Source organism: Stenotrophomonas sp. 86428_Sma, from assembly GCF_056481585.1.
The window spans coordinates 4,690,764-4,707,420 of sequence record NZ_CM151156.1; the positions used below are offsets into that span (position 1 = coordinate 4,690,764).

A 16,657-nucleotide genomic window follows, 5' to 3' on the forward strand; every position below is an offset into this window, starting at 1 on the left:
GGTGCAGGTGCCGGCCAGCGGCCGGCACTACCCCTGCAACAACCGCCGCATCGTTCTGGTGGGTGCCAACCTTGGTTGGCACGGAACCCACAGCGCCGACCAAGGTCGGCATCTACCAACAACGGTTGCCGGCCAGCGGCCGGCGCTACCGATCCGGTACGCTGCGCGGCATGACCCATCGCCCGCCGCGCCAGCCCCTCATCGATGCCCTGCGTGGGTTCGCGTTGCTCGGGGTGTTCCTGGTCAACCTGCGCTTCTTCTCGCTCGATGCGTTGATGACCGAGGCCGCGCAGCAGGCACTGCCCAGCGCGGCCCTCGACCATGCCATCCGCACCGGCATGGCGTGGTTGGTGGACATGAAGGCGATCACCCTGTTCTCGCTGCTGTTCGGCATGGGCGTAGCAATGCAGATGGACGGCTACGCTCCCGGTAGCATGGCCGCGCACCTGCGGCGGATGGCAGTACTGCTGGTGATCGGCCTGCTGCATTCGGTGCTGGTCTGGTGGGGCGACATCCTGCTGGTCTATGCGCTGGTGGGCCTGCTGCTGCCATTGTTCCGTCACCTTGGTGATCGCGCACTGCTGTTCATTGGGATGTTCATCGCCCTGTTGCTGCCACCGCTGCTGTCGCCGTGGATCCGCGAATGGGTCGCCCTGCTCACACCGCGCGCGCAGATGAACGCCATGGCGCTCGATGCCCTTGCGCACGGCACGCTGGCGCAGGCGTGGTGGCACAACCTGCAGCTGGCCGCATGGCTGAAGCTGAGCAACTGGGCGCTGTTGTTCTTCGTGCTCGGCCGCTTCCTGCTGGGCTACTGGGCCGGCCGCCGCGGACTGCTGCAGCAGCCGCAGGCGCATCTGCCGCTGCTGCGCTCGATCGCCATCGGCAGCCTGCTGCTGACGGCGGTGTTCCTGTGGATCGATGCCCAGGCCGATGCGCTCAAACAGGCATGGCCGGCGCTGCGCGCGGGCGTGCCCGGCTACCTGCTGCGCGTGTCCTATCGCGTTGCGCCGCTGGCACTCGGCATTGCTGCGGCGGCGATCTTCACCCTGCTCTATCTGCGTCCGTGGGCCGAGCGCATGCTGCGCGTGTTCGTGCCGGCCGGACGCATGGCACTGAGCAACTACCTGCTGCAAAGCGCGATCTGCGTGCCGCTGTTTGCCGGCTTCGGGCTGGGCATCGGCTCGCAGTACGGGCTGTGGCCGGTGCTGCTGGTGGCAGCGGTGGTGTTCCCGCTGCAACTGTGGGCGAGCGCGTGGTGGCTGCGTGGCCATCGCTTCGGGCCAGTCGAATGGCTGTGGCGCAGCGCCAGCGAAGGGCAATGGCTGCCGTTACGGCGCTAGCGACCGGAGACGGCGGTGATGAGGTCGTTTGTGCCACTTACGACTTAATTCCCTCCGTCCCCTTTTTGCCGGCCAGCGGCCGGCACTACCGGTCAGCCGATCACGCGCTTGAACGGTGGCAGCGCGTCGATGATGCGCTTGCCGTAACGGCGGGTCAGCAGTCGCGAATCAAGAATGACCACGCGGCCGGTGTCGGTGGAGGTGCGGATCAGGCGGCCGGCGAACTGGGTCAACGTGCGCAGCGCATGCGGAATGGCGATCAGGTTGAAGGCGTTGAGCCCGCGCCCCTCGAACCACTCACTGAGCGTGGCGGTCTGCGGATCGGTCGGCACCGCGAACGGCACCTGGGTGATCACCACGGTGGTGCAGGCCTCACCGGGCAGGTCGAGGCCTTCGCCGAACGAATTCAGCCCGAACAGCACCGAGCCTTCGCCTGCCGCCACGCGCCGCAGATGCTCGTCGATCAGCCGGGTCTTGGACATCTCGCCCTGCACCAGCACCTGCTTGCGGCGCGCGGCCGACATCAGCCCGGCTACCTTCTCCATCTTCCAGCGCGAGGTGAACAGCACCATCGAGCCCTTTGCCCAGTCCAGTTCGGTGTCGAGGTAGCGCGCCACTTCGCGCGGGTGGCCTTCGCGGTCGTCCGGCGTGACCGGGAACTTCGGCACGATCAGCTCGGCCTGGTTGGGCAGGTCGAAGGGCGACGACAGCGAGACCATCTCGGCCTCTTCCGGAATGCCGTTGTCGATTGCCAGCGACTGGAAGTCGCCACCGCCGGTCAGCGTCGCCGAGGTCATCACCACCGAATCCACTTCATCCCACAGCAGCTTGCGCAGCACGTGCGCGGCCGACACCGGTGAGCCATGCAGCACCAGGTCGCCGTCGCGGGTGGCGGTGACCCAGCGCGCCATCGGCGGCGCGCCGTCCTTGTCCTCGCGGCGCCAGGCCTGCCACAGGTTGTACTGCTGCTCGATCATCTCCAGCGCCATGCCCAGGTTACGCTGCAGGCGCTCGCGCGCGGCATCGTCCGGCTTGCCCTTGGCGACCTGCGCGGTGGCGGCATGCGCCCAGTTGTAGAGGCTGCGGGTGTCGTCGGCCAGCGCTTCGATCGGCTCGCGCCAGGCCTCGGGCAGGCGTCCATTGGCGGCGCGCCACATCGGCTCTTCGTCCGCCGGCGCCGGCATCCACACGCGCTCGATATGATCGCGGAACGCGCGCAGCTGCTTGGCCACGTTGCTGGCCACCTCGATCGCTTCATTCGGCAGCAGGTTGCCGAGGCGATCCTTGTCGACCGCGCGGTAGGCGCCGGCGATCAGGATCTGCAGGCGACCGGTACGCTTGGCCATCTCGTCCAGCGCCAGGCTGGCCGCGCCCTGGTCGATCGCCACGTTGCCGATGTGATGGCCTTCGTCCAGCACCAGCAGCATGTCCGACGGCGGTGCGATCAACGGCTGGCCGTTGTCGCTGTCGCCGATCGACAGCGCCGACAGCAGCAGCGCGTGGTTGGTGACCACGATCTGCGCGTCACGCACGGTGTTGCGCGAACGCAGCACCGCGCACTGTGCCGAGTGCGCACAACGGCGCCCGGCGCAACCCGAAGCCGGCGTGGTGATGCGGCTGCGCAGGCCGGGGCTGATGGTCTCCGGTGCGTTGTCGATATCGCCATCCCAGCTGCCGCTGGTGAAGGCGTCGGTCAGGCGCTTGGCGATGTCCATTTCGATCGGCGCCAGCGGCCGGTCGAACAGCGGCGCGTCATCCTCGAACATGCCGCCCTGCGAGCCCTCGCCCTGCGCCTCGGCGGCATTGCGCGTGCAGAGGTAACGGGTACGGCCCTTGGCCAGCGCCACGGTCGCTTCCAGGCCGGTGGCCTTGAGGAAGTTCGGGATATCGCGCTCGACCAGCTGCGACTGCAGCGCCACGGTGCCGGTGCTGATCACCAGCTTCTTCTTGCTGGCCAATGCGATCGGCACGCCTGCGGTGAGGTAGCCCAGGCTCTTGCCGACGCCGGTGGGCGCCTCGACCACGCCGACGCCACCGCTTTTCGACAGCGCACGCGACACCACGCCGATCATCTGGCTCTGCGAGCGACGGGTGGAAAAGCCGGGGGTATTGGCCTGCAGCGTCGTGTACGCCTTGCGGATCGCGTCCTTCAAGGTGTCATCGAGGGTGCGCGGAGCGGCGACGGTTTCGGTCACGCCGGGAATTACCGTAGCTGGATCAGGCCGGGCATTGTCGCATGGCCGGCCGCATTCACCGCCGCTGGGACCCTGAACGGGCCAGCGACGACGCCCGCTGGCGGTCCCGGTCCAATGGCCGGACCATCCCAGGGGCAGATACGCCGGGCATGGCCCGGCGCGACCGGTCAGGCGGCCGGGAGCGTACGGGTACGCAGCAGGCGCACCAGCGCCCACACCAGCAGCACCACGCCGATGGCCTCGACCATCGCCAGCGCGAAGTGCAGCACGCCAAGGATGGCACTCATGCCCGAGATGGCGTCGAAGTTGCCGCTGTTGATCAACCACATCGGCAGGATGCCGGCGGCCATGCTGCCGAGGCTGGACAGCAGCAACAGCACCAGGCCGACCAGGGCGCCGGTGCGGGTGGCATCGCGCGGTGCGCCGACCACCCAGACCAGGCCCACGCACAGTGCGATCAGCACCGGCAGGCGCACGCCCACGATGCTCAGCACCGTCACCATCAGGGTCGTGTTGTCCATCGATCAGTCCTCGCCGGCCAGCACGGCCGAGCCCTGCCGCAGCGTCTGGTAGACCTCGTCGGTCTGCGGACGCACACCGTGCCACTGCAGGAAGCTCTCGGCGGCCTGCTCGACCAGCATGCCCAGGCCATCCACGGTATTGCGGCAGTTCGCTGCGCGCGCCCAGGCCAGGAAGGCGATGGCGGCCTCGCCGTAGTTCAGGTCGACGGCGGTGGTCATCGAGTTGACCAGCGACAGCGGCAGCTTGAACTCGACGTCGCGGTCGCGGCCGGCCGAGGTGGCGTTGACGATCAGTTCGAAGTCGCCCAGCTCGCGCAGGTCTTCCCAGTAGCGGCTGATCGCGCGGCCCGGCTCGCCCATCGCGTCGATCAGTTCATCGGCGCGTTCCGGCGTGCGGTTGACCACCACCAGCTCGGTGATGCCGGCATCGAGGAAGGCCGGAGCGACGCTGCGCGCGGAGCCGCCGGCACCGATCAGCAGCATGCGGCGGCCACGCAGGTCCAGGCCATGGCGGTCGGTCAGGTCACGCACCAGGCCGATGCCGTCGGTGGTGTCGCCATGCCAGCGGTCGCCCTTGCGCAGCAGCGTGTTGACCGAGCCGGCGCGGCGCGCACGTGCAGTCAGCGTGGTGCACATCGAGAACGCGGCTTCCTTGTGCGGCGAGGTGACGTTGGCACCGACACCGCCGTCGGCGGCGAAGGCTTCCAGGCCGGCCAGGAACGCATCCGGGGCCAGGTCGATCGCGCGGTAATCCACCGCGATGCCTTCCTGGCGACCGAACGTCGCGTGGATCTGCGGCGACTTCGAGTGGGCAACGGGGTGTCCGAAGACGGCGTAACGGTCGGTCATGGAATCCTCAAGCTGGCTAGACTGATGCTCTTTCGTGCACGGACCCGGATGATGCGCATCACCCCGCCCCTGCTGGTGCTTGCCGCCAGTCTACTCTCTGCCCCCGTGGCGATGGCGTTGAACGAGTACGGCATCGAAGGCATGGGCGTAGTCTCGACCCGTGCCGACGAGGGCCGCGCCACGATCAGCGCCGATGGCCAGCGCATCGTTTTCGCCCGCCGTGGCGAGGCCGGTTGGGGCCTGTGGGAGGCGCGCGTGGTGGACGGCCGCTGGCAGCAGGCGCAGGCCTTGCCGGTAGGCGTGGCCGGTGAGGCCCATGATCCCTACTTCAGCCGCGACGGCCGCTGGCTGCTGTTCGCGGCCGGCCGCGAGGGCGCGTTGGCGATGTATCGGGCCACTCTCGCCACCGATGGCCAACTGGGTACCGCGCAGCTGCTGGCGGGCGACGCGGGCCGCCGGGAAGAGCGCGGGCCGGCCCTGAGCGCGGATGGCAGGCAGCTGTTGTTTGCCCGCCAGCAGGGCCGTGGCGCCGGCTGGGACCTGTTCGTGGCGACGCTGGATGCGCAGGGACTGCGTGGCCCGGCCAGCGCACTGAGCGCGTTGAACAGTGCCGACGACGAGACCGACGGCGACTGGCTGGGGCATGACGGCGCCGTGGTGTTCAGCCGCGGCAACGGCACGACCACGCAGGTGTGGAGCAGCGGCTGTGCGTGGACCGGTGCGGCGCTGCAGCCATTGGGGCTGTCGTTCAACCAGGCCAGCGGCTGGACCGGCGCGCCGGTGATCGACAACGCCAAGCCCGGCGAGATGATGGTCGCCAGCAGTGCGGCGAAGGCACCGCGTGCCGGTGGCGTGGATGTGTACCGGTTGGCCGCGCCGAAGGTGGCGGCGGTTGCGGGGTGCGTGCCGGGCGCACGGTGACGGCAAACGCCAACCAAGGTTGGCGGCTACCCGGGCGATGGAGGCGCCAGGTGCGTGCGGTAGATCCACGCCGTGCGTGGATGGCCGCTTGGTAGATGCCAACCTTGGTTGGCAGGCGGGAAAGTGCCAACCAAGGTTGGCACCCACCCGTCAGCGCGACAACACCTTGGCGCGCTGCTGCTCGTACTCGATCTCGCTCAGCTGGCCATTGTCCTTGCGCTGGTTCAACGCGGCCAGTTCGGCCTGCACGCTGTCCGGCAGGGCCTGCTCACGGGCGACATGGCGGGCGGCGGAGAGCTGCTCCGGCGGGCGCTTGCCGGCCCGCCAGGCCGCGATGAAGACACCGACGATGATGGCGCCGAACACCAGCGTACCGATGCCCCAGATCAGCCATTGCATCCATCCCAGTTCGGGTCCCATCGCGTAATCCTCCGTCTATCGTGGCGCTATTGTCAGCGCTCGCGCAGCCATCGCGCCACCTGCGGCGCGAAATAGGTCAGCACGCCATCGGCGCCGGCCCGCTTGAAGCCCAGCAGCGACTCCAGCACGCAGGCGCGCTCGTCCAGCCAGCCGTTGGCGAAGGCGGCCTTCATCATCGCGTACTCGCCACTCACCTGATAGGCGAAGGTCGGCACGCCGAATTTTTCCTTCACCCGGCGCACCAGGTCCAGGTACGGCATGCCCGGCTTGACCATCACCATGTCAGCACCCTCTTCCAGGTCCAGCGCGATCTCGCGCAGGGCCTCGTCGCCGTTGGCAGGGTCCATCTGGTAGGTCTTCTTGTCGGCCTTGCCGAGGCTGGCGGCGCTGCCCACCGCATCACGGAACGGGCCGTAGAACGCCGAGGCGTACTTGGCCGAGTAAGCCATGATGCGCACATTGATGTGGTTGTCGGCATCCAGCGCACGACGGATCGCGCCGATGCGGCCGTCCATCATGTCCGAGGGCGAAACGATGTCGACACCGGCTTCGGCGTGCGATACCGACTGCTTGACCAGCGCCTCGACGGTGATGTCGTTCAGCACATAGCCCTTGTCGTCGATGATGCCGTCCTGGCCGTGCGTGGTGTACGGGTCCAGCGCCACGTCGGTCATCACCCCCAGCTCCGGGAAGCGTGACTTCAGCGCGCGGATCGCACGCTGCGCCAGGCCGTCTTCGGCCCACGCCGCCGACGCGTCCAGCGACTTCAGCGAGGGGTCGATCACCGGGAACAGGTCGATCACCGGAATGCCCAGCTCCAGCGCCTCTTCGGCCACCTTCAGCAGTTCTTCGATCGACAGCCGCTCCACGCCCGGCATCGACGGTACTGCGGTGCGGCCGGCCAGTTCGTGCACGAACACCGGGTAGATCAGGTCGTCGGTGGTCAGCGTGTTCTCGCGCATCAGGCGGCGCGAGAACTCGTCATGGCGCATGCGGCGCGGGCGGTAAAGCGGGTGGGACATGGCAGGCTCCGAGGAGTGGCTATTGCAACAGGTAGCCCTGCGGCAGCAGGGGTTCGGGCAATGGGCGTTCGCCGAGCGCGTCGAGCTGGTCGATCTCGATCGTGCGCACCAGCGCGTCCAGCGGCAGGTCGTTCGGCTCCAGGCCGAACGGGTCTTCCATTTCTTCGCCCAGCTGGTCCAGGCCGAAGAAGGCATAGGCCAGCACCGCCGACAGCACCGGCGTGCCCCAGCCCAGCGAACTGGCCAGGCCAAACGGCAGCAGCACGCAGAACATCCACGCGCAGCGGTGCAGCAGCAGGGTGTAGGCGAACGGCAGCGGTGTGGTGAGGATGCGCTCGCAGCCGGCCTGGATCGACGACATCGCATGCAGGCGCTCTTCCAGCTGGGTGTAGAGGATCGGGTCGAGGTCACCGGCGCGCAGGGCCTGCGCCAGTTCCCCAGCGATCATCGAGAGCAGCGCGTCGGGCACGTTCTCGCGCTGCCCGAGTTGTTCGCGCTGGCGCTTGTCCAGCCACGGCAGGGCCATCAGCGCCACGATGCGCCCGCGCAGGCGACCGGCCAGTGCATGAGCGAAGGCGGTGGTGAGGTAGGCGATGCGGCGGCGGCGGCCGGTGTTATCGGCCAGCAGCAGGTTCACCTGGCGGGCCAGCGAGCGCGATTCGTAGACCAGCTGGCCCCACAGCTTGCGGCCTTCCCACCAGCGCTCGTAGCAGGCGCTGTTGCGGAAGCTGAGGAAGATCGACAGGACCAGGCCGAGCAGGGTGAACGGCGTGACGGAAACGCGTTCGATGCCGGTGGGCGGCGCCAGTTCCACCACCGCAGCCACGGCAATGGACAGGATCAGGATGGCCAGCACCTTGGGCGCGATCGCTTTGACGATCGAGCCGCGCAGGATGTAGAGCAGTTGCCAGCCGTGGGGACGGGGTCGGATGATCATGGGGCTGCCGCGCCGGGCGCGGATTCACAGGCACGCGGGGGGCTCGCGCAGCCATTCATTGTACGCCCCTGCCCGGCCATGGACCGTGCGCCTGCGACGCCCTGTCGCACCCGGGTGCGGGCTCAGATCACGCCGCCACCCAGGCCGAGCCGGAGGATGCCCACCACCACCACGATGCCGTTCAGCACCAGCCCGGCCCAGGCCCGGCCACGCTTGCTCGGGTGGGTGAACAGGATGCCGAGCGCGGCGATGACCGCGCCCACCGCAGCGAACGGGATCAGGAACCAGTTGCCCCAGCCCAGCAGTGGAATCAGCGCCAGGATCATCCACAACAGCGCCAGTACGCCCCACAACAGACTGATCACACCCATGCCGCTCTCCCGCAGTTGGTTCCTGCCCCAACCATAGACGTTCCCGCTGCCGCCGCCTACTGCCATTGGCGGGGCTGTCACCCCCGCCGTGCTAGCGTGCTGCCGTGCGTGCCCTGGCCCGGGTGTTGGCGCCGATTCAGAGTGGCCCGCCGATGATCGCAACCAGTCCTACAGGGGTCGTGCCATGAACATCCGTTGGGCCGCGTTGGCGGCCATCCTGCTGGTCGCCGCTGGCTGTGCCAGTACCTCCAAGGTGATGCTGGGCCGCGCCCGCGCACCGATCGATCCGGCGCTGGTGCAGATCTATTCGACGCCACCGGCCGGTTCACAGGAAATCGCCCAGCTGGAATCGGCGTCCGCCGTCGGCTTCGGCACCCAGGGCCAGACCGATGCCGCCGTGGCACGCCTGAAGCGTGAGGCCGCCGCGCTCGGCGCCAATGGCGTGGTTTTGATGGGCGTGGGCAGTAGTGGCTCGCCGGTGGGCATGTCGGTCGGCGCCGGCACGTTCGGCTCGCACGTCGGTGGCGGCGTCGGCATCGGTATTCCGACCACGCAGAAGCGCGCCGCCGGCGTCGCGATCTGGGTGCCGAATCCGGCACCGCCCGCGCGGTTGCCGACACAAGTGATTACGCCGCAACCGCAGCGGTGACCCGAGAGGGTCACCGCCGGTAGTGCCGGCCGCTGGCCGGCAACCTCAGAAATCCTCTTCGCCCAAGGGAAATGCCGGCCAGCGGCCGGCACTACTCCCTGCAATAACCGACGCATCGCTCTGGTAGGTGCCAACCTTGGTTGGCACGAAACCCACAGCGCCGACCAAGGTCGGCATCTACCGACGGCAATTGCCGGCCAGCGGCCGGCACTACCCCTGCAACCACCGACGCATCGCTCTGGTAGGTGCCAACCTTGGTTGGCACGAAACCCGCGGCGCCGACCAAGGTCGGCATCTACCAACGGCAATTGCCGGCCAGCGGCCGGCACTACCCCTGCAATAACCGACGTATCGCTCTGGTAGGTGCCAACCTTGGTTGGCACGAAACCCACAGCGCCGACCAAGGTCGGCATCTACCAACACCGGTTGCCGGCCAGCGGCCGGCACTACCCCTGCAACAACCAACGTATCGCTCTGGTAGGTGCCAACCTTGGTTGGCACAAACCCACAGCGCCGACCAAGGTCGGCATCTACCAACGGCGATTGCCGGCCAGCGGCCGGCACTACCCCTGTAACAACCGACGTATCGCTCTGGTAGGTGCCAACCTTGGTTGGCACGAAACCCGCCGCGCCGACCAAGGTCGGCATCTACCAACACCGGTTGCCGGCTAGCGGCCGGCGCTACCCCTGCAACAACCGACGTATCGCTCTGGTAGGTGCCAACCTTGGTTGGCACGAAACCCACAGCGCCGACCAAGGTCGGCATCTACCAACGGCAATTGCCGGCCAGCGGCCGGCACTACCCCTGCAATAACCGACGCATCGCTCTGGTAGGTGCCAACCTTGGTTGGCACGAAACCCGCAGCGCCGGCCAGTGGCCGGCACTACCGGTGATGCTCAGCGCTTGTACTTCGGCACGAACACCTTGTTCACCGCATCGGCCAGCTGGTCCGGCGGCAGCAGGCCCTGGTCGAGCAGGAAGTTGTTGAACGCCAGGCGGTCGAACTTCGCGCCCAGTGCCAGCTCGGTCTGCATGCGCAGTTCCAGGATGCGGGTGTAGCCGTAGAAATAGCTGCCGGCCTGGCCCGGCATGCGCACCATGTAGCGATCCAGTTCCTGGGTGGCCATCGCCTTGGACAGTCCGACCTGCTCGATCAGCACGCGCTCGCCGTTGGCACGATCGGTCAGGCCAAGGTTGAGCATCGGGTCCAGCATCGCGCGTGCGGCGCGCAGCAGGCGGAACTGCAGGGCGATCATCTGCCCGTCCAGCGGCTCGTACGGCACCATCTCGGCTTCGGCATACAACGCCCAGCCTTCCACGTTCACCGAATTGAACGCGAACATCGTGCGTGCCAGCGACACGCCGCGCTCGACCATCGCGGTGAACTGCAGCTCGTGGCCGGGGCGACCTTCATGCGCGCTCAACGTCCACGCCGCCGCACCGAAGTTGAAGTCGTCGTACTGCGCACCCGGACCGGCGGCCGGATTGCCCAGCGGCAGCACGAAGGTGCCCTGCTGCCCGGTGTTGTTGACCAGCGGCGCCGGCAGGAAGTGCGGCGCCGGGCTGGCGGCGCTCTCGGCGGCCGAACCCAGTCGCATCTGCATGGCACGCTTGGGCACGTCGACGATGGCGTGCTCGCGGATCAGCGGATCGATCGCGTCGATCACCTTGCGGTAGTGGCCTTCCAGATGATCGTCGGCAATCTTGTCGGCCTTCAGCGCGCGGATCACCGCCACCGGGTCGCTCGGGTCGGCCACCTTCAGGCCCTTGTCCTTCGCCACCAGCGGCGCCAGCTGCTGCATCGCCGAGCGGGTTTCCATGAACTCCAGCTGCGCGCGCTGCATCAACAGCTTCGGGTCGATGTCGATGCCGACCTGCTTGAGCTGGTACGCGTACAACGGTGCCGGCAGGCGTGCGTCGGTGCGAGCCTTCGGCAGCACGGTGGTGCGCGTCCAGCTGGCGTAGTCCTTCATCTGCCCGGCCAGCGCCTTCATTGCTTCATCGGCACCGGCGATCTGGTACTTCTTCAGCAGCGACTCGATACCGGTGATGTAGGTCTCGACGTTGTCCAGCGACTGCTGCACTTCGATCTTCGTCGGCTGCAGCAGGCTGCTGTCCTTCAAGCGCTCTTCATAGCGCTGGCGCGCCAGCGTGGTGAAGGCGGTGCCGCCCGGCTGCAGGCCGGCGTAGGCCTTGAGGCGGTCGAGCGCCTTGGCCCGGCGCTCGGCCGGCACCTGGTCGGACAGCAGCAGGTTGAGGCCGCTGAACACCGTCTGCGGCGCATCGCTCCACGGCAACAGGTACTTCTCGTTGAGCTCGCTGCCTTCGATGTTCTGGCTGGCGGCGTGGATCATGATCTCCAGGTCCTGGCGGACATTGGGATCCTGCTCGGTGGCCAGCTTCGCCTTCAGTTCGTCGCGGGCCTTGGCCATCGCGGCGCGGTAGCGCTTGCCGTTGTCCGGGCCGAGGTCGGCCACCTTGTCGTCGTAGCCGGGAACGCCGAAGAAGCCGGTTTCCTCCGGCTGGAACGGGCCCTGTGCATCAAGCAGGATCTGCGCCAGTGCATTGCTGCGGGCGACCCAGGCAGGGCTGGCGGGAGTCGCGGCCTTGGCAGCCGGCGCGGCCAGGGCCGGCGGTGCGGACAGCAACGGGGCGGCAGTCAGGGCCAGGGCAACAGCGAGCGCAATCGGCTTCATGGGACACTCCAGCAAAGGGTTGCCCGCAACTTACGCGCTCACGGCGATGGCGACAATCGGCTGGAGGTCACGGCGCGGCTGATGGGTAGAGTCGACTGTCAGTCGACTATCGCGCGCAGCGCGGGGTTTTCAGGCGTCTTGTGGAGAGCAGTCGACTAACAGTCGACTCTACATGGCCGCCCTAACCCGGCCGCGCGACCTGCGGTCACAGCGCGGCGGTCAGCGGGCATTCGCCACGCTCACGGCAGGCCTGCAGCTCGCACTCCCCCGCAGCCTCGTCGTCATCCAGTGCAGTCAGGTCGAAGGTCTGCTTGTCTTCGGCCAGTACATACATCACCGGGTAATCCCAGACTTCATCGCGACGGCTGCCCTGCACGAACAGCCGGCCGTGCGCGTGCGGTCCTTCCAGGGCCACGGTCAGGCCGACGTCGCGCTGGCCGTTCATCGCGGTCTGCATGCTGCCCAGCGGCATCGATTCGATATGCAGCGGCTCGCCAAAGGCTTCCACCAGTTCGATGCTGCAGCCCGCGCGGCGCAACGCTTCGCGCATCGGCGGGCTCTCGCGTGCCGCCTCGCTCCAGCGCAGCACGCTCCAGGTCACCACGCCACCGGCGCCGCCCAGCACCAGCACCACCGTCAACGGCATCGCCCAGCGCCAGTGACGGCACCACCAACCGGTGGAGGCCTGTCCAGGGGTGGGAATCGGTGGTGGCAGGGTCATGACGGGCTCCTTCCCGGCAGGTGATCAGGGTTTCAGGCAACGTCCCAGGAAGGCTTCGGCGACGCGGTAGCGATGCAACGCATCGGCACCGGACAGGCCGTGCTTGGCACCCGGATAGGTCATCAGTTCGAACGGCTGTGCACGCTTCTGCAGCGCACTCATCAAGCTGGTCGAGTTGGTGAACAGCACGTTGTCATCGGCCATGCCGTGGATCAGCAGCAGCGGCGAGCGCAGGCCGTCGATATGGGTCAGCACGCGCGCTTCGCGGTAACCCGCTTCGTTGCGCGCCGGCAGGTCCATGTAGCGTTCGGTGTAGTGGCTGTCGTACAGGCCCCAATCGGTCACCGGCGCACCGGCCACGCCACAGGCGTACTGGTTCGAGGCCTTGGCCAGCAGCATCAGGGTCATGTAGCCACCGTTGGACCAGCCCTGCACGCCGATGCGCGCCGGGTCCACCCACGATTGCTGCTTCAGCCAGGTCACGCCGCGCAGCTGGTCGGTCACTTCCACCGTGCCCTGCTTGCCGTACAACGCGCCACCGAAGTCACGGCCACGGCGCGGGGTGCCGCGGTTGTCCAGCGAGAACACCACGTAGCCCTGCTGGGCCAGGTACTGGTTGAACAGGTGGTCGCCACGGCCGGGCCAGCTGTCGGTGACGGTCTGGCTGGCCGGGCCACCGTAGACGTACACCGCCACCGGGTAACGCTTGGACGGATCGAAGCCGGCCGGCTTGATCAGGCTGTAGTTGAGCGGGGTCTTGCCGTCGGCCGCGGTCAGCGTGCCGAACTCGATCGGGCGCTGCGCATCGCGATAACGCGCATACGGATGCTTCGGGTCCGCCAGATCGTTCTCGAGCAGGGTGGCGATCTTCTCACCATTGGCGCGGAACAGTTCGATCTGCGGCGGCGTGGTGCTGTTGGACCAGCTGTCGACATAGACGCTGGCGTTGCGGGCGAAGCTGGCGCTGTGCATGCCCGGTGCCTTCGACAGGCGCTGCGGCTCACCGCCCTGCAGCGACACCGCGTAGATCTGGCTTTCGCGCGAGGTCTCGATGCCGGCGCGGAAGTAGGCCTTGCCAGCCTTCTCATCGACCGCCAGCAGTTCGTCTACCGGCCAGTTGCCGTGGGTCAACGCGGTGGCCTTGCCCTTGCTGTCGATGCGGTACAGATGCTGGAAACCGGTGCGCTCGGACGACCAAAGCACGCTGCCGTCATCGAGGAAACGCAGGCTGTTGTGCAACGGCACCCAGGTCGGGCTGGTCTCGTGGGCGAGCACGCGCTGGCGATTGGAATCGAGCGCCACTTCCACCAGGTCCAGCTGCTTCTGGTCGCGCGACTGGCGCTGGAAGCTCAGGTGCTGCGCATCGCGCCAATCGACACGAGCCAGATAGATGTCCTGTTCCTTGCCGAGGTCGACCCAGCGCGGCTGCGCATCGGCGGCCGGTGCGATCACGCCCAGCTGCACGCGCACGTTGGCGTCGCCGGCGGCCGGGTAACGCTGCTCGATCACGTCGGTGCGGTCGGCGTAGACCTCGTAGCGCTTCTGCACCGGCACCGGTGCTTCATCGATGCGCGCGAAAGCGATCGCCGAATCATCCGGCGCCCACCAGTAACCGGTGTGGCGGTCCATTTCCTCGTCGGCAACGAACTCGGCCACGCCGTTGCCGATGGTGGTGCTGCCGTCGCGGGTGAGCTGCAACTGCCTGCCGCTGACCAGGTCGATCACCCACAGGTTGCGGCCACGGATGAAGCTGACGAAACCGCCCTTGGGCGACAGCTTGGCGTCGGTGGCGAAGCCCTCGCCGTGGGTCAGCTGGCGCACTGCGGCCTGGCCCTGCTGCTTGAGGTCGTACAGGTACAGCTCGCCGCCCAACGGGAACAGCAGGCGCTGCGCGTCCGGCGACCACTGGTAATCGACGATGCCGGTCATCGCAGCGATGCGCTGGCGCTCGCGGCGGGCCTTTTCCTCATCGCTGAGGGTCTCGGTGCCGGGCAGCACCTCCTTCGAATCCACCAGCAGACGGGTCTGGCCGCTGCCGATGTCGTAGGTCCACAGGTCCAGCTGGTTGCGGTCGCTGTCCTTGCCGCGCAGGAAGCTGACCTGCGAACCATCGGGGGCGACCTTCGGTTTCATCAGGGTCGGGCCGGACAGCGGCAGCGGGCCGGTGATGGCTTCCAGGGTCAGCTTTTCAGCGTGGGCGGCGGTACTGGTGGCGAGCATGAGGGCGAGCGAAGCGAACAGGTGGCGCATGGAGGATCCCGGCAAACGGCAGGTCCGCCACCGCGATGGACGCGGGGCGGTCAGCCTCCATCCTAACCAAGCCGGTGCGGGAAGGCAGCATGACCTTCTGCCCATGAGGCGTGCCGACCAACGGTCGGCACCCACCGTTCCGGGTCAACGCTGGCCGAACAGGTGCTTGCGCTCTTCGTCGCTGAGCGGCTTGCCGGCGTTGGGGTTCACCTGCTGGCGCAGGGCATAGGCGCGCTGGGTGGCCGGGCGTGCAGCAATCGCTTCGTGCCAGCGCTTGAGGTTCGGGAACGCGGCGAAATCCACCGGCAGCTTGTCGTAGGCACCGATCCACGGGTAGCTGGCCATGTCGGCAATGGTGTACGCGTCGCCAGCCAGGAAGGCGTGCTGGGCCAGTCGCTTGTCCATCACCCCGTGCAGGCGGCGCACTTCGTTGTCGTAGCGCTCGATCGCGTAGGGGATCTTTTCCGGCGCATACACGTTGAAGTGGCCCATCTGGCCGCTCATCGGGCCCAGGCCGGCCATCTGCCAGAACAGCCACTCCAGAGTGGTGACGCGGCCGCGCGGGTCGCTGGGCAGGAACTGGCCGGTCTTCTCGGCCAGGTACAGCAGGATGGCGCCGGACTCGAACACGCTCTGCGGGGCGCCGCCATCGGCCGGGGCGTGGTCGACAATCGCAGGCATCTTGTTGTTGGGCGAGATCGCAAGGAATTCCGGCTTGAACTGGTCGCCCGAGCCGATGTTGACCGGATGGATGCGGTACTCCAGGCCGGCTTCTTCCAGCAGCAGGGTCACTTTGTGGCCGTTCGGGGTGGGCCAGTAATACAGGTCGATCATGGCGGCGGCTCGGGGTGCGGAAAGGAACCTGAAGTCTAGTGCGAGAGTTGGGTTGGCACCGTCACGACGGGCCGGTAACCTCGCGGCTCCCCCGAAACGCACTGTCCTGCATGAGCCACAGTCCTCGCCCCTTGTCCCCGTTGTCCTCGCTGATCTTCGCCTCGCGCTGGCTGCAGCTGCCGCTGTACCTGGGCCTGATCCTTGCCCAGTGCGTCTACGTGTTCCTGTTCGGCAAGGAACTGTGGCACCTGCTGTCCCACTCGGTCTCGATGGGCGAACAGCAGATCATGCTGATCGTGCTGGGCCTGATCGACGTGGTGATGATCTCCAACCTGCTGGTGATGGTGATCGTCGGTGGCTACGAGACCTTCGTCTCGCGCCTGCGCCTGGAAGGCCACCCGGACCAGCCGGAATGGCTGAGCCACGTCAACGCCAGCGTGCTGAAGGTGAAGCTGGCAATGGCGATCATCGGCATCTCCTCGATCCACCTGCTGAAGACCTTCATCGCCACCAGCGCGCTGAAGGGACTGCCGCTGTGCAAGCCGGAACAATGGGCAGCAGCAGTGTCGTCGGCTTCGACCAGCTTCTACAACGCTGGTGTCGATACCTGCACGACCATGACCCAGGAAGGCGTGCTGTGGCAGACCATCATCCACTGCGTGTTCATCCTGTCGGCGATCGGTATTGCCTGGACCGACAAGCTGATGTCCAACAGCCACAGCAAGTCGCACGACCACTGATGCGGCAACCGGCAGCGGTCCTTCGCCGCTGCCCCATCCCGGCCCCTGCCCCTTGTACGCGGCGGTGGCCGGGATGCTAGATTGCACCCTCGCCGTTGCCGGCGGTGGCGTCGGGAAACGTCATCGTTCCGCGCCCGGACCACAGGTCCCGGCCATGCGTATCAATGATTTACGTCACGTCGTCTTC

15 protein-coding genes are annotated in these 16,657 nt (G+C 67.4%); 4 read left to right on the plus strand and 11 right to left on the minus strand.

Annotated elements, in window-relative coordinates; all coding sequences use genetic code 11:
• The first annotated feature begins 170 nt into the window (after positions 1–170).
• The gene (locus ACZK3J_RS21515) at positions 171–1,343 is read left to right on the plus strand and encodes a DUF418 domain-containing protein (protein ID WP_277778705.1); all 1,173 of its coding nucleotides are present in this window, start codon (positions 171–173) and stop codon (positions 1,341–1,343) included.
• Positions 1,344–1,435: 92 nt separating this feature from the next.
• Here ACZK3J_RS21515 and dinG read toward each other — a convergent pair whose 3' ends face one another.
• From dinG to aroE, 3 genes are all read right to left on the minus strand, one after another.
• Positions 1,436–3,538, minus strand: coding sequence for an ATP-dependent DNA helicase DinG (gene dinG, locus ACZK3J_RS21520; protein ID WP_049461681.1), 2,103 nt, complete (start codon positions 3,536–3,538; stop codon positions 1,436–1,438).
• Between the two features lie 167 nt (positions 3,539–3,705).
• On the minus strand, positions 3,706–4,059 hold the full coding sequence (locus ACZK3J_RS21525; protein ID WP_277778706.1) for a hypothetical protein: 354 nt from the start codon (positions 4,057–4,059) through the stop codon (positions 3,706–3,708).
• Between the two features lie 3 nt (positions 4,060–4,062).
• On the minus strand, positions 4,063–4,908 hold the full coding sequence (gene aroE / locus ACZK3J_RS21530; RefSeq protein WP_277778707.1) for a shikimate dehydrogenase: 846 nt from the start codon (positions 4,906–4,908) through the stop codon (positions 4,063–4,065).
• Positions 4,909–4,956: 48 nt separating this feature from the next.
• Between aroE and ACZK3J_RS21535 the strand changes: the two genes are divergently transcribed.
• On the plus strand, positions 4,957–5,829 hold the full coding sequence (locus ACZK3J_RS21535; RefSeq protein WP_277778708.1) for a TolB family protein: 873 nt from the start codon (positions 4,957–4,959) through the stop codon (positions 5,827–5,829).
• Between the two features lie 150 nt (positions 5,830–5,979).
• On the opposite strand, the gene ACZK3J_RS21540 is transcribed toward ACZK3J_RS21535, so the two are convergent.
• From ACZK3J_RS21540 to ACZK3J_RS21555, 4 genes are all read right to left on the minus strand, one after another.
• Entirely contained in the window at positions 5,980–6,249 is a 270-nt protein-coding gene (locus ACZK3J_RS21540; RefSeq protein WP_049400875.1) for a hypothetical protein, read from the minus strand.
• Between the two features lie 32 nt (positions 6,250–6,281).
• Positions 6,282–7,271: a porphobilinogen synthase gene (hemB, locus tag ACZK3J_RS21545; RefSeq protein WP_032129123.1), complete on the minus strand. Its 990-nt coding sequence runs from the start codon at positions 7,269–7,271 to the stop codon at positions 6,282–6,284.
• Positions 7,272–7,290: 19 nt separating this feature from the next.
• Complete coding sequence (locus ACZK3J_RS21550) at positions 7,291–8,208, minus strand: bestrophin family protein (RefSeq protein ID WP_277778709.1); 918 nt, start codon at positions 8,206–8,208, stop codon at positions 7,291–7,293.
• A 122-nt stretch (positions 8,209–8,330) separates the two neighbouring features.
• Positions 8,331–8,579, minus strand: a complete 249-nt coding sequence (locus ACZK3J_RS21555; RefSeq protein ID WP_006475755.1) for a hypothetical protein — start codon at positions 8,577–8,579, stop codon at positions 8,331–8,333.
• Positions 8,580–8,763: 184 nt separating this feature from the next.
• Between ACZK3J_RS21555 and ACZK3J_RS21560 the strand changes: the two genes are divergently transcribed.
• Entirely contained in the window at positions 8,764–9,228 is a 465-nt protein-coding gene (locus ACZK3J_RS21560; RefSeq protein WP_014038879.1) for a hypothetical protein, read from the plus strand.
• Positions 9,229–10,125: 897 nt separating this feature from the next.
• Here ACZK3J_RS21560 and ACZK3J_RS21565 read toward each other — a convergent pair.
• The 4 genes from ACZK3J_RS21565 to ACZK3J_RS21580 all read right to left on the minus strand — a co-directional run bounded on the left by ACZK3J_RS21565 (position 10,126) and on the right by ACZK3J_RS21580 (position 15,730).
• The gene (locus ACZK3J_RS21565; RefSeq protein ID WP_049462824.1) at positions 10,126–11,925 is read right to left on the minus strand and encodes a DUF885 domain-containing protein; all 1,800 of its coding nucleotides are present in this window, start codon (positions 11,923–11,925) and stop codon (positions 10,126–10,128) included.
• 205 nt (positions 11,926–12,130) lie between these two features.
• The gene (locus ACZK3J_RS21570) at positions 12,131–12,646 is read right to left on the minus strand and encodes a cytochrome c oxidase assembly factor Coa1 family protein (RefSeq protein ID WP_180838683.1); all 516 of its coding nucleotides are present in this window, start codon (positions 12,644–12,646) and stop codon (positions 12,131–12,133) included.
• A gap of 24 nt (positions 12,647–12,670) precedes the next feature.
• Positions 12,671–14,896, minus strand: a complete 2,226-nt coding sequence (locus tag ACZK3J_RS21575) for a S9 family peptidase (protein ID WP_277778712.1) — start codon at positions 14,894–14,896, stop codon at positions 12,671–12,673.
• A 144-nt stretch (positions 14,897–15,040) separates the two neighbouring features.
• The gene (locus ACZK3J_RS21580) at positions 15,041–15,730 is read right to left on the minus strand and encodes a glutathione binding-like protein (protein WP_032129128.1); all 690 of its coding nucleotides are present in this window, start codon (positions 15,728–15,730) and stop codon (positions 15,041–15,043) included.
• A 110-nt stretch (positions 15,731–15,840) separates the two neighbouring features.
• Here ACZK3J_RS21580 and ACZK3J_RS21585 point away from each other — a divergent pair, with 110 nt between their 5' ends.
• The gene (locus tag ACZK3J_RS21585) at positions 15,841–16,470 is read left to right on the plus strand and encodes a TIGR00645 family protein (protein ID WP_032129129.1); all 630 of its coding nucleotides are present in this window, start codon (positions 15,841–15,843) and stop codon (positions 16,468–16,470) included.
• Positions 16,471–16,657 lie beyond the last annotated feature (187 nt).